This window comes from Parabacteroides hominis (genome assembly GCF_014287585.1).
Classification (GTDB): domain Bacteria; phylum Bacteroidota; class Bacteroidia; order Bacteroidales; family Tannerellaceae; genus Parabacteroides; species Parabacteroides hominis.
The window spans coordinates 1-12542 of the sequence record NZ_JACOOJ010000065.1; the positions used below are offsets into that span (position 1 = coordinate 1).

At 47.8% G+C, this 12542-nt stretch carries 11 protein-coding genes and 1 rRNA gene; 3 read left to right on the plus strand and 9 right to left on the minus strand.

What is annotated here, in order from left to right; translation table 11 throughout:
- Positions 1-464: 464 nt before the first annotated feature.
- Both H8S65_RS20095 and H8S65_RS20100 read right to left on the minus strand, forming a co-directional pair.
- Positions 465-2312 (minus strand): ABC transporter ATP-binding protein, encoded by a 1848-nt coding sequence (locus H8S65_RS20095; RefSeq protein WP_186931585.1) that lies wholly within the window; start codon positions 2310-2312, stop codon positions 465-467.
- A 116-nt stretch (positions 2313-2428) separates the two neighbouring features.
- Entirely contained in the window at positions 2429-2578 is a 150-nt protein-coding gene (locus H8S65_RS20100; protein ID WP_186931586.1) for a hypothetical protein, read from the minus strand.
- 94 nt (positions 2579-2672) lie between these two features.
- Between H8S65_RS20100 and H8S65_RS20105 the strand changes: the two genes are divergently transcribed.
- The 3 genes from H8S65_RS20105 to H8S65_RS20115 all read left to right on the plus strand — a co-directional run bounded on the left by H8S65_RS20105 (position 2673) and on the right by H8S65_RS20115 (position 6086).
- The gene (locus H8S65_RS20105) at positions 2673-3143 is read left to right on the plus strand and encodes a radical SAM-associated putative lipoprotein (protein WP_186931588.1); all 471 of its coding nucleotides are present in this window, start codon (positions 2673-2675) and stop codon (positions 3141-3143) included.
- Complete coding sequence (locus tag H8S65_RS20110; protein ID WP_186931589.1) at positions 3140-4213, plus strand: TIGR04133 family radical SAM/SPASM protein; 1074 nt, start codon at positions 3140-3142, stop codon at positions 4211-4213. Before H8S65_RS20105 ends, H8S65_RS20110 begins: the two co-directional genes overlap by 4 nt.
- Before the next feature lie 109 nt (positions 4214-4322).
- Complete coding sequence (locus H8S65_RS20115) at positions 4323-6086, plus strand: DUF4091 domain-containing protein (protein ID WP_186931590.1); 1764 nt, start codon at positions 4323-4325, stop codon at positions 6084-6086.
- A gap of 830 nt (positions 6087-6916) precedes the next feature.
- On the opposite strand, the gene der is transcribed toward H8S65_RS20115, so the two are convergent.
- From der to rrf, 7 genes are all read right to left on the minus strand, one after another.
- On the minus strand, positions 6917-8230 hold the full coding sequence (gene der, locus H8S65_RS20120) for a ribosome biogenesis GTPase Der (protein WP_186931591.1): 1314 nt from the start codon (positions 8228-8230) through the stop codon (positions 6917-6919).
- A gap of 28 nt (positions 8231-8258) precedes the next feature.
- Positions 8259-9149: a GTPase Era gene (era, locus tag H8S65_RS20125; protein WP_186931593.1), complete on the minus strand. Its 891-nt coding sequence runs from the start codon at positions 9147-9149 to the stop codon at positions 8259-8261.
- Entirely contained in the window at positions 9133-10137 is a 1005-nt protein-coding gene (locus H8S65_RS20130) for a beta-ketoacyl-ACP synthase III (protein WP_186931594.1), read from the minus strand. The genes era and H8S65_RS20130 overlap by 17 nt, the downstream gene beginning before the upstream one ends.
- Before the next feature lie 102 nt (positions 10138-10239).
- Entirely contained in the window at positions 10240-10425 is a 186-nt protein-coding gene (gene rpmF / locus H8S65_RS20135) for a 50S ribosomal protein L32 (protein WP_005634607.1), read from the minus strand.
- Between the two features lie 12 nt (positions 10426-10437).
- Positions 10438-11025 (minus strand): YceD family protein, encoded by a 588-nt coding sequence (locus tag H8S65_RS20140; RefSeq protein ID WP_186931596.1) that lies wholly within the window; start codon positions 11023-11025, stop codon positions 10438-10440.
- An 88-nt stretch (positions 11026-11113) separates the two neighbouring features.
- The gene (locus tag H8S65_RS20145; RefSeq protein WP_186931597.1) at positions 11114-12268 is read right to left on the minus strand and encodes a sensor histidine kinase; all 1155 of its coding nucleotides are present in this window, start codon (positions 12266-12268) and stop codon (positions 11114-11116) included.
- Between the two features lie 160 nt (positions 12269-12428).
- Positions 12429-12539, minus strand: a 5S ribosomal RNA gene (gene rrf / locus H8S65_RS20150).
- Positions 12540-12542: the final 3 nt, after the last annotated feature.

Below are 12542 nucleotides of genomic sequence, written 5' to 3' on the forward strand. Positions count from 1 at the left end.
CAGTTCTCTTTTATTTTTTACTTATTTCTGTAGGATTACTTCCCGAAGAGAGACAATTGAGAAGACCAAAGATGTTTTAAAAATAAAAATGGATAATAAACGGGCGGCATAACAAAAAAAGAAGGCATCCTTTTCAGACACCTTCTTAAAAAGATTTAGAGGCTTTGCCGGAGCAATCACCTATCCGTCTGCTTCAGCAGACGGCAAAAGAAACCTGCGGCATGAGGCTTGCCTCACTTGAATCTCATAGGAGCAGGCGGTATCGGCCATCCTCGAAGAGCCGTCAGGCTCTACTTCCGGCCTAAGCTGGTGAGCGTTAAGCGCAGAGACCGCAGTGAGCGCCCGGAGCGTCTGCTGTCTGAGCGAAGCGAGTTTCAGACGCGACAGCGAACGAAGGGAACGGAGTAGCGAAGCAGGTTCGGCCTTGAACTTTTGGTTACTTTTCTTTCAAGAGAAAAGTAACATCAGAAACTTTGCATATCGCAAAGCTTCTTATAATAGCCATCCAGCCCAATCAGCTCCTCATGCCGTCCGCGCTCCACAATCTCCCCTTCATGCATCACGCAAATCTCGTCCGCATTACGGATCGTCGAGAGCCGGTGTGCAATCACGATCGTCGTACGGTTACGCATCAGGTTTTCCAAAGCCTCCTGCACCAAGCGTTCCGACTCGGTGTCGAGCGCGGAAGTTGCCTCGTCGAGAATCAAGATCGGCGGGTTCTTCAAAATGGCACGGGCGATGCTGATACGCTGCCGCTGTCCGCCGGACAGTTTGCCGCCCCGGTCGCCGATATTCGTGTCATATCCTTCTTCGCTCGCCATAATAAACTCATGCGCATTGGCGATACGCGCCGCCTCCTGAACCTGTTCAAGCGTAGCGCCTTCCACCCCGAAAGCAATATTATTAAAGAACGTATCGTTAAAAAGAATCGCCTCCTGGTTGACATTCCCCATCAGGCTGCGCAGATCGTACAATGTCGCCTCGCGCACATCCGTGCCGTCGATCGTGATGCCCCCTTTGTCCACATCATAGAAACGGGGCAGCAAATCCACCAGCGTGCTCTTTCCCGACCCCGACTGGCCGACCAGCGCGACCGTACGTCCTTTCGGTATCGTCAGGTCGATGCCTTTCAACACCCATTCATGCTGGTACTTGAACCAGACATCCTTATAACAGATGCTTTCCGTCAACGCGATCGGTTTCGGGCTCGCCGGATCATTGATATCGCTTTCCGCCTTCAGAATCTTGTCCACACGATCCATAGAGGCAAGCCCTTTCTGGATGGCATAAGAAGCCTTGCTCAAGTCCTTCGCCGGATTGATTATACTATAGAAAATCACCAGATAGTAGATGAAAGTGGAGGCGTCGATCGGACTGTTACTGCTCAGGATCAGCGTTCCGCCATACCAAAGCACGATCGCAATCGTAGCCGTCCCCAAGAACTCGCTCATCGGATGCGCCATTTGCTGGCGGCGATAGATGCGGTTCGTCAGCAGGCGGAACTTCTCGTTGCTCTTCTCAAAACGCTCCTGTATCTTCTCTTCGGCATTGAAAGCCTTGATAATGCGCAGGCCGCCCAATGTCTCCTCGATCTGGCTCATCAGATAGCCCCATTGCTGCTGTCCCTCGAACGACTTCCGTTTCAACTTCTTTCCGACCAGCCCCATCACGTAGCCGGCAACGGGCAACAGGATGAAAACAAAAAGCGTCAACTGCCAGCTAATGGCAATCATCCCGATCAGGTAGATCAGGATCAGGATCGGATTCTTAAAAAGCATATCGAGCGAACTCATGATAGAAGTCTCGATCTCGTTCACATCCCCCGACACACGGGCGATGATATCTCCCTTCCGCTCCTCCGAGAAAAAGCCCAAAGGAAGTTCCGTTATTTTCCGGTTGATCTGGTTACGGATATCGCGGACAACACCCGTACGGATCGGAATCATCGTATAAAAAGCCAGATACATCGTCCCGACTTTCAGGAAAGTAGAGACAATCAGGAAAACACCCAATATGATCAGCGTAAAGGAACCGCCTTTCGTCTCGATCATATCGGAGACGAACCAAAAGAAGTTATTTTTCAACAGTTCAGGAGTCGCTTTCCAGGCTTCGAGCGAGAAAGGGGCGAACGTCCAGTCCGTATAGGCATAGGTTTCATCACTTATTTTAAACAGAATATTCAGAATCGGAATGATTAAAGCAAAAGAGAACAGATTCAGAATGGCGGACAGGACGTTAAAGATCACATTCCACACCATAAATTTCTTATAGGGAGGCACGAAGCGCCTCAGTATACGCAGAAAATCCTTCATGTTTGATCGATAGATTGAATTCGGGGCGCAAGTTACTCAATATCCGGCTGATTCCGGGTATCGCGCGGTATTTTATTTCATCCATCCTTATTCTTTAGCCCGTCTGCCCTATTCTTTTAGAACCTCCGCTTGCTTTCACAAGTCGTCCGCTTGGCGGCGAACGGTCGTCCTCCGGCCAGCGAACGATCGTTCTCCAGCCAGCGGACGATCGTTCGCCGGCCAGCGGACAACTTATGGACTGCATCCGAAAAACGAATATATTCCATAGAAAAAGATAATATATCCGATAGAAAACGATAATAGATGCAACTATAAAAGTTATATTTGCATCTATATAGTATAAACAAATGCTATAAGAGTATGAAAAAGATCTCTACCTCCATCCAGAAAAGTGTCAATTGGCTATTAACCGGCATACTTACGCTGTTGGGTTTCTCCTCATGCGAGCCAGGAGCCGCCATGTACGGGACTCCATATGCCAATTTTACAATAAAAGGAAAAGTCGTAAATGAAGAAAGCATACCGGTTCCGGATATTGAAATAAAATGTCTGGTAGAATATCATGGCGATAACAGAAGTTGGTTTGATACGATACCGGCTGTTTCGACAAGTGCTGCAGGAACTTTTCATTGCCAGTTTGAAGAATTTCCAACCAACAAATTACGAATCATAGCAACGGATATCGACGGTCCCCGGAACGGTTCATACGAAAAGGACTCTGCAGACCTTACTCTTACCGGCAATGATTATAAGGGGAACAAAGGGAACTGGTTTAAAGGCTCTGTCGAAAAAGAAATAAAATTCAACCTTAAAAGAAAAGAAAAAGAATGAATAAACGTCCAGGATTACGCAAACGCCTTGCATTAGAACTATTCAGAAGCATCCGGAAGAACCGGGCCAAAATTCATGAACTGCGTACGCTCTTTTGGGAGTGTACGCTTCGTTGTAACGCCTCCTGCCTCCATTGCGGAAGCGACTGCCATGTTTCGTCCGCCCATCCGGATATGCCGGTCGAAGATTTCCTGAAAGTGATAGACGAGATTACGCCCCATGTGGACCCGCATAAGGTGATGATCGTCTTTACCGGAGGCGAAGCGTTGGTGCGTAAAGATATCGAAGTATGCGGACGGGAACTGAACAAACGCGAATATCCCTGGGGAATCGTCTCCAACGGATTGCTGCTCAACCGCGCACGGCTGGACTCGCTGTTGGCAGCCGGCATGCACTCCATCACCATCAGCCTCGACGGGTTCGAAGAGGCGCACAACTGGCTCAGGGGCAACCGGCGGAGCTTCGAAGGGGCAGTCAATGCAATTGCTATGCTGGCGGAAGAGAAGGAGATCGCCTGGGATGTCGTGACCTGCGTCAACCAGAAAAACTTCAAGGACCTGATGTTGTTCAAGGAGTTCCTGGTCGAGATGGGAGTCAGGAACTGGCGTATCTTCACCATTTTCCCGGTTGGCCGGGCGGCAGAGACACCGGAGTTGCAGATCGACGACCAGCAATTCACCTGGGTCCTCAAATTCATCCGCCATTGCCGCGCCGAGGGTAAAATACATACGAGCTTTGCCTGCGAAGGTTTCCTCGGCAATTACGAGGGAGAAGTCCGCGACCAGATTTTCCACTGCGATGCGGGTGTCAGCACGGCATCGGTACTGATCGACGGATCGATATCCGGCTGTCCGAGCATCCGTGCCAACTTCCACCAGGGAAATATCTACAAAGACAGCTTCGTCGATGTATGGAACAACGGCTTCAAAGAATACCGCAACCGGGAATGGGCACGGAAAGGCCAGTGTGCAGACTGCGACATGTTCCGCTATTGCGAAGGGAGCGGCATGCATCTCCACGACGATAACGGCAACCTGGTCACCTGCCATTACAAGAGAATTAACAATTGACAATGGGAAATTGACAATTACTTTTTCCGCTTAATTGCCAATCGTCCATTGTCAATTGTCCATTGTTTCTTATCTTTACCCACGTAAACTAAAAAACATCAATCATTTCATGAAAAATGCTCTTATCCTATCGGCCTTGCTGACACTGGGGCCGGTCTGTTTTGCTCAACAGACAGAGAAGTATCCTTTGGGCAATTATGAGGAACTGACAGACACCAAGCCGCACGATGGCATGGAAGTCTGGAACAAAATGACAACGCCGACTCAACTAAGCTGGGGAACAACGGATATCCGCTACAAGAAACTGAATGTCCCCGACGTAAAAAAGACAACCCGCTGGCAAGGAAAAGCCTGGAAAGGCGAACGTATCAACGCACAAGCCGTATTATGGACAAAAGAAGCGCTGGACGATGCGACGATCACCGTCAGCGAACTGAAAAGCGGTTCTGCCGTAATCCCGGCTTCTGCCGTCACGACAAATTTCGTCCGCTATGTCATGACCGACGAACTGAACAAGGACCGCAAAGGCGGTTGCGGACATCGCGAAAACAAGGCGGAATGGGATTCATCCGTCGTTGCCGATGTATTGGATATCGTAAAGATACAGGACATCAAAGCCTGCACGACACAACCGATCTGGTTGAACGTATGGGTTCCGTCAGATGCCCGTGCCGGGAAATACAAAGGGACGCTGACCGTTTCGGGAAAGAATTTCCAGGATATGAAACTTCAGGTGGAGATAGACGTGCTTAACCGTACGCTGCCGGCCCCGCAAGACTGGGCTTTCCACCTGGACTTGTGGCAAAACCCCTATTCCGTAGCCCGCTACTACCAGGTTCCGCTCTGGAGCAAGGAACATTTCGACGCCATGCTTCCGATCATGAAGATGTTGGCGAATGCCGGGCAACGGGCCATCACGACCAGCATCATGCACAAACCCTGGGCCGGACAGACGGAAGATCATTTCGACAGCATGGTTACCCGCATCAAGAAGATAGACGGGACATGGGTCTACAGCTACGACGTGTTCGACAAATGGGTGGAATTCATGATGAACGAAGTAGGGATCAAAGACCTGATCAGTTGCTACACCATGATCCCCTGGGCCTTGACTTTCGACTATTACGATGAAGCGACCAGCCGGGTGCAGTTTATCAACGTCAAACCGGGCGATGCCGAATATACCGAATACTGGGGTTCGTTCCTGAAAGATTTCTCCCGCCACCTGCGTGAAAAGGGCTGGTTTGAAAAGACCGCCATCTCGATGGACGAACGTCCGATGGAAGCCATGCGCGAAGCGATCAAGGTTATCAAGCAGGCCGATCCTGAATTCAAAATCACGCTGGCCGGTAACTATCACCCGGAAATCCAGTCCGACTTGTATTACCTGAGCATCCCTTACGGCCATAAATTCCCGGAAGATGTGAAAGCCGAACGCGAACGCAAAGGGCAGATCAGCACGGTCTACACGTGTTGCGCGGAAGCCTTCCCGAACACCTTCACCTTCTCTGACCCGGCCGAAGCGACTTGGACAGCCCTGCATGCCATCGCCGGAGGTTACGACGGTTACCTGCGCTGGGCCGTGAACAGCTGGACAGCCGATCCGCTACGCGACTCCCGCTTCCGCACCTGGGCGGCCGGCGACACCTACAGCATCTATCCGGGCCCCCGCAGCTCGATCCGCTTCGAACGCTTAGTCGAAGGTATCCAGGATTGCGAAAAAATCCGCATCCTCCGCTCGGAACTCAAAGGCAGCAAGCTGGAAAAACTGAACAAGGCAGTCGCCATGTTCACCCCGGAAGGCTTGTCCGAAACACAAAAATCGGCAACAGAGATGGTCAATGAACTGAATAAGTTACTGAACGAGTTGTAATCATCAGTGATCCAAAGATAAAAAAGAATCCCCTTGAAGAGTGTATTCAACTTCTTCAAGGGGATTCTTTTTGGATGCCATTCCCAATCATCATCTTATAATAATTATCTTTGCATAAAGCGCATAACGTTATAACACAATATTGAATACGCAACAAAGACGCTTAAGGAAATGTTTTTTCGTTTTGGAGTTCACCTTCACAGCCCTTGTAAACCACTCATACTCTTTCCCTTACTGTGAACCCTGTGAAGGCAGGTCCAAACAGTTATGGTAAGCGTCTCCAGACATTCACAGGGTTCACAGGGTTCACAGCAACGACCTGTGCCATAAACAGATACAAACGATGTGAAGGTGAATTCAAAAACAAAAAAACACATTATTACCCCTGTTTTATAGCTCCCGTCCCATAAAATACAGCCTAAAGGCGAAAATTTACAGCCTATAGCCCGCACCGGAAAAGGTTATAGCCTATCCAATGATAAGTTATAGGCTTTTACAAGACACCTGCCGACCTTTTCGCAAAGGGATGCAGACTCCTTTGAAAAAGAAAAACGACCCCTTTCCAACGCGACAAGCATTCCTTTCATCTTTAATTGGAATGGTTCGCCCAGCTGGTTTAGAGCACTGCCTTGACGGGGCAGAGATCGCCGGTCCGAATCCGGCAGGCCGAAAGAGTCCATCAAAGCCTTGGTAGAAAAGTAAAAGTCTAAAAGAAAACCGGTTCGGAGTCAGGACGACACAGAACAGACGTTGCTTTTCACCGACACCGGCTCGCATGCGGATCTTTCCTAAAAAAAAAGAGACGCCGTAAATAGCATCTCTTTTTCTTTTTATTTCTCTCGAATAAATATATTAACCGGCGTTCCGGTGAAGTCCCAGTTTTCCCGAATCTTGTTTTCCAGAAAGCGCTTGTAAGGATCTTTGATCCATTGCGGCAGGTTACAGAAGAAAACAAACGAAGGAACCTGGCCGGCAGGCAACTGCGTGATATATTTGATCTTGATATATTTTCCTTTCCATGCGGGAGGCGGATAGTTCTCGATGATCGGCAGCATGATTTCGTTCAGCTTGGCTGTCGGAACACGCCGCTGGCGGTTTTCATATACCTCCTTGGCTGTTTCCAGCACTTTCAAGATACGCTGTTTAGTCAATGCCGAGATAAACAAGATCGGGAAATCGGTAAACGGAGCCAGACGTTCGCGGATCGCATCCGTAAAAGTTTCGATCACCTTTTGGCTTTTATCTTCCACCAAATCCCATTTGTTTACACAAACGACAAGCCCTTTCTTATTCTTCTGGACCAAAGAGAAGATATTCAGGTCCTGGCTTTCGATACCACGGGTAGCATCCAGCATCAGCACGCAGACATCCGAATTCTCGATGGCGCGGATCGAACGGATCACGGAATAGTATTCCAGATCCTCGTTCACCTTCCCTTTCTTACGGATACCGGCCGTATCCACCAAATAGAAATTCAGGCCGAACTTGTTATATTTCGTGTAAATAGAATCGCGGGTCGTACCGGCAATATCCGTTACAATATGACGATCTTCACCGATAAAGGCGTTGATCAAAGAAGACTTGCCGGCATTCGGACGACCGATGATGGCAATACGGGGCAGATCTTCTTCGAGCGCCTCCGGCTTCTCTTCCGGAAGCGTAGCAACAATCTTATCCAACAAATCGCCGGAGCAAGAACCGTTGATGGCAGAGACACAGAACGGGTCGCCCAATCCCAATGAATAAAATTCGGCAGAAGAGGGATGCAGTTCGAAATTATCCGCTTTGTTGGCTACAACAATCACGGGTTTCTTGGCACGGCGCAGGATAGCGGCCACTTCGTTATCCAAGTCCGTCACGCCATTCATCACGTCTACGACAAACAAGATAACATCGGCTTCTTCAAGGGCGACTTTCACCTGCTTGTTTATCTCTTCTTCAAAAACATCATCCGAATTAATCACCCATCCGCCGGTGTCAATCAGCGAAAATTCTTTACCTGTCCACTCTACCTTGCCGTACTGACGGTCGCGGGTAGTTCCTGCTTCTTCGTTGACGATCGCCTGGCGCGTCTGTGTCAAACGGTTGAAGAGGGTGGACTTTCCTACGTTGGGTCTACCAACTATTGCAACAATATTTCCCATAAACAACTTTTTCTGTCTGTGCTGTTAATTAATCCAGCTGATAACCGAAGTTCTTCAGCATGTTGTCCCGGTTACGCCAGTCTTTTTCCACTTTGACAAACATTTCCAGGAAAACCTTCTTATCAAAGAAGCGTTCGATATCCTTACGGGCCATAGCACCTACCTTTTTCAGCGCCTGGCCACGATGCCCGATGATGATTCCTTTTTGGGAATCGCGTTCAACAATGATGAGCGCCTTGATGTGAATCAGCTCGGCTTCTTCTTTAAACAGCTCAACAACGACTTCTACCGCATACGGGATCTCTTTCTGATAGTACAGGAGAATCTTCTCGCGAATGATCTCCGTCACAAAGAAACGGGCCGGCTTATCGGTAAGCGCATCTTTCTCGAAATAGGGGGGAGATTCAGGCATCAGCTCCTCCACCCTGCGTTTCACGTAATCTATATTAAAGTTCGAAAGGGCGGAGATCGGGATGATCTCGGCTTTCGGAAGAAGTTCTTTCCATTCGGCTACCAGCTTTTCCAGCTCCGGTTGTGTGGTCGTGTCGATCTTGTTAATCAGTAACAGGACCGGACATTCCACTTTCTCGACCTTTTGGAGAAATTCTTCATTCTTGTCGATCTTTTCGACGACATCGGTTACATAAAGCAGTACATCGGCATCACCAAGTGCCGACTGCGAGAAATTAAGCATAGACTCCTGCAACTTGTAGTTCGGATGCAGGACTCCCGGCGTGTCAGAATACACGATCTGCATATCAGCGGTATTCACGATTCCCATAATACGGTGTCGCGTTGTCTGCGCTTTCGAAGTGATGATCGAGATGCGCTCTCCCACCAGACGGTTCATCAACGTAGACTTTCCGACATTCGGATTACCGACAATATTAACAAAGCCGGACTTATGCTTGTTTTCCATTATATCCCCATTTAAGATAAATTGCACCCCAAGTAAAACCGGCGCCAAAAGCGGCAAGAATCAGGTTATCGCCTTTCTTAAGCTTGTCTTCCCACTCCCAGAGGCAGATAGGAATTGTCCCGGCACTGGTATTTCCGTATTTCTGGATATTGATCATTACCTTTTCCATATCCACACCCAGACGTTTAGCTGTAGCATCGATGATACGCAGGTTTGCCTGGTGAGGCACGATCCATGAGATATCGTCGTGTGTCAGCCCGTTCCGTTCAGCGATCTCGGCAGCGACATCGGCCATATACGAAACAGCATACTTAAAGACATATTTGCCATCCTGGAAAACGAAATGTTCGCGGTTATCCACCGTCTCGTGTGAAGGAGGATAGGCAGAACCGCCTGATTTCATAATCAGATGTGAATAGCCTACGCCATCGGTACGCAGGATCGTATCCATCACACCCACTTCTTCCGTCGTAGGTTCGAGCAACACAGCCCCGCAGGCATCGCCGAACAAAGGACAGGTAGAACGATCCTGATAGTCCGTTATAGCGGTCATTTTATCACCGGCCACAACGATCACTTTCTTATAACGTCCCGAACGGATATAGTTGGAACCCGTTTCCAATGCATACAAAAAACCGGCACAAGCTCCCTGCAAATCGAAAGTCATTGCATTCTTGCAACCGGTATGGTAGGCTATGATGGAGGAAGTGGTCGGGAAATGATGGTCAGGCGTAGTCGTAGCCGTGAGGATCACTTCTATCTCTTCCGGGTTCACATTTGTCTTTTCGAGTAACTGCTTCACAGCCCGTATACCCATATATGAGGTACCCATGCCCTCACCTTTCAAAATTCGGCGTTCTTTGATGCCAACACGCGTCATGATCCATTCATCCGTCGTATCCACCAACTTCGAAATCTCTTCGTTCGTCAATACGTCTTCGGGAACGTATCCGCCTACGCCTGTTATTACCGCATTTATCTTATCCATATCTTTAAAAATAAAAAGGACTTATCCCAATTAAAAAAAAGCCCTAAAAAAACTTTTAGGGCTATTTCTTGGTTTATCAAAACTTAATCAGTTCGGATAAACTTACACAGCTGCTTCTTTTTCGATAGCTAACTTACCTCTGTAATAGCCGCATTCGCCGCATACAGTGTGATAAATGTGCCATGCGCCGCAGTTCGGGCAAATAGCCATTGTGGGAGCGACAGCCTTGTCATGAGTTCTTCTCTTGGCTGTTCTTGTCTTACCTTGTCTTCTTTTAGGATGTGCCATGTTTTAATTTATTTAATTGTTATCATTCTCAAGTAAACCTTTCAGACCATCCCATCTCGGATCTGTTGCCACAGGTACGTCGTCGTCGATCGTGATATCTTCTTCCACGCTATCGTCTCCGTACTCTTCATCTCCGTCGTCAGTGCTTCTGGCAGTATGCTTCTTCAGCTTGGACGACATCGCCTTATTACATTTTCCCGGAGCATGTACATGCTTCATAGGAATAGCCAATGCAATAAATTCATACAGGAACCACGCGAGGTTAATAGCACCTTCGTCTTCCGGTATAACCACTACTTCGTCACTTTCTTCGGCATATTCTTTACCGAACTTTACCACCAGGCGATTATGCGTGTCGATTGGAATTTCCATATCGTCCAGACATCTGTCGCACGGAACCATAACAACACCTTCAATCTGAAAGTTCATTTCAAACATCATGGACGACCGTTTTACCGTGAGGTGAACCTTCACTTTGCCCTTCTGGACCTGGTCTCCGTCGATGTCCACAAAAAACTTATTCTCCAATAAATACTCGAATTCGTGTACTCCTGGAGCGAGATTTTTCAAATCTACATTATATAATTTAAACTTTCCCAAAGCCTTTTAGTGTAAAAACCTTGCAAAGGTACGAAAAAACTAAACACAAATGCAACACCTTTGCAGTTATTTTTTATTATCTAAGATTTTAGCCCTTATATTTCCGAAGCTCTATCCGGAAAGTCGTGCCTCTGCCGACTTCCGAACTCTTTACAAATATCTTTCCGCCATGATAGGATTCGATAATACGCTTTACCAGAGACAATCCCAGTCCCCAACCACGCTTCTTGGTCGTATAGCCGGGGTTGAATACGGTTTTGAACTTAGACTTGGCGATGCCCTTCCCTGTATCGGTCACATCGATACGAACAACCTTGTCGCGTTCCTCCACCTGGAAAGTGATTTCACCCTGTCCCTCCATCGCATCGACTGCATTTTTAGTCAGGTTCTCAATAACCCAGGCGAAAAGGGAATCATTCATCAACACCGGAACCGGTTCATCGACAAGGTGCGTATAAATCTTGACCTTCGAAGAAATACGCGTGCTCATATAGCTCAAGGCCGAACGGATAGAATTATTGATATCCACCGGGACCGGGTCCGGATTGGAACCGATCTTGGAAAAACGCTCCGCAATCGTTTCCAGGCGCTTCACATCTTTTTCCATCTCCTCCAAGAGGGAAGGGTCTATATCTTTTGTCCGCAGGTACTCCACCCAGGCTATCAGAGACGAAATAGGCGTTCCTAACTGATGAGCCGTCTCTTTGGACAGTCCGACCCATACTTTATTCTGTTCGGCCTTCTTCGTGCTTGCAAGCGCCAGAAAAGCGATCACAATGAAGACGAATACAACCGTAAGCTGCGCATAAGGATAGATCAACAATCGTTTCAGGATGATAGAGTCGTCATAATAGACATATTGGAAAGTTCCATCCTCCATATCGATCACAATCGTATTTTTGCTTTTAAGCTCCTTTACCTTTGCTTTCTTAAATTCTTCCACGTCATTTTCGGGGAAGTTTATATTCTTTACGAACATGATACTGTCTTTGTCATTACAAAGCACAACCGGGATAGTCGTATTCCCTTCCAGGATTTTCAAAACAAGAGACAAATCCACAGCCGTATTCTTGCTTGCCGTCAACCGGGTGGCTTCCGCCCACACTTCCATCTTCTGGCGTTCCTCCTGGGCCAGATCCTTTATCAGCATATCAGAGACAACAAGTGAAGCGATCGCAATCAGGATAGCTGTAAAAATAAACACAAACTTCAGCCGTTGGCGGGAATCATATATACTTTTCATATCGAAATATTCAGTCTATATATATTGAACGAGGAAAATAGAGGAATATTATACCGGGAGAAGAATAGGGATATTTAAACCAGCACTCCATAAATCGAAAAAAGCCGATTAAAATAGAAAAAGGAGCTAACTCTTTCGAATTAACTCCTTCTCTGCTCTAAAACGGCGGCTATCTACTCTCCCACTTTTACGCAGTACCATCGACGTGGTTGGGCTTAACTTCTCTGTTCGGAATGGGAAGAGGTGGATCCCCAACGCTATAACCACCTTAATT

Coding starts and splice junctions, on each gene's coding strand:
- H8S65_RS20110 (WP_186931589.1), top strand. CDS start 3,140: ATGAATAAACGTCCAGGATTACGCAAACGCCTTGCATTAGAACTATTC.
- H8S65_RS20130 (WP_186931594.1), bottom strand. CDS start 10,137: ATGGATAAGATAAATGCGGTAATAACAGGCGTAGGCGGATACGTTCCC.
- H8S65_RS20145 (WP_186931597.1), bottom strand. CDS start 12,268: ATGAAAAGTATATATGATTCCCGCCAACGGCTGAAGTTTGTGTTTATT.
- H8S65_RS20100 (WP_186931586.1), bottom strand. CDS start 2,578: ATGGAATATATTCGTTTTTCGGATGCAGTCCATAAGTTGTCCGCTGGC.
- der (WP_186931591.1), bottom strand. CDS start 8,230: ATGGGAAATATTGTTGCAATAGTTGGTAGACCCAACGTAGGAAAGTCC.
- H8S65_RS20095 (WP_186931585.1), bottom strand. CDS start 2,312: ATGAAGGATTTTCTGCGTATACTGAGGCGCTTCGTGCCTCCCTATAAG.
- rpmF (WP_005634607.1), bottom strand. CDS start 10,425: ATGGCACATCCTAAAAGAAGACAAGGTAAGACAAGAACAGCCAAGAGA.
- era (WP_186931593.1), bottom strand. CDS start 9,149: ATGGAAAACAAGCATAAGTCCGGCTTTGTTAATATTGTCGGTAATCCG.
- H8S65_RS20105 (WP_186931588.1), top strand. CDS start 2,673: ATGAAAAAGATCTCTACCTCCATCCAGAAAAGTGTCAATTGGCTATTA.
- H8S65_RS20115 (WP_186931590.1), top strand. CDS start 4,323: ATGAAAAATGCTCTTATCCTATCGGCCTTGCTGACACTGGGGCCGGTC.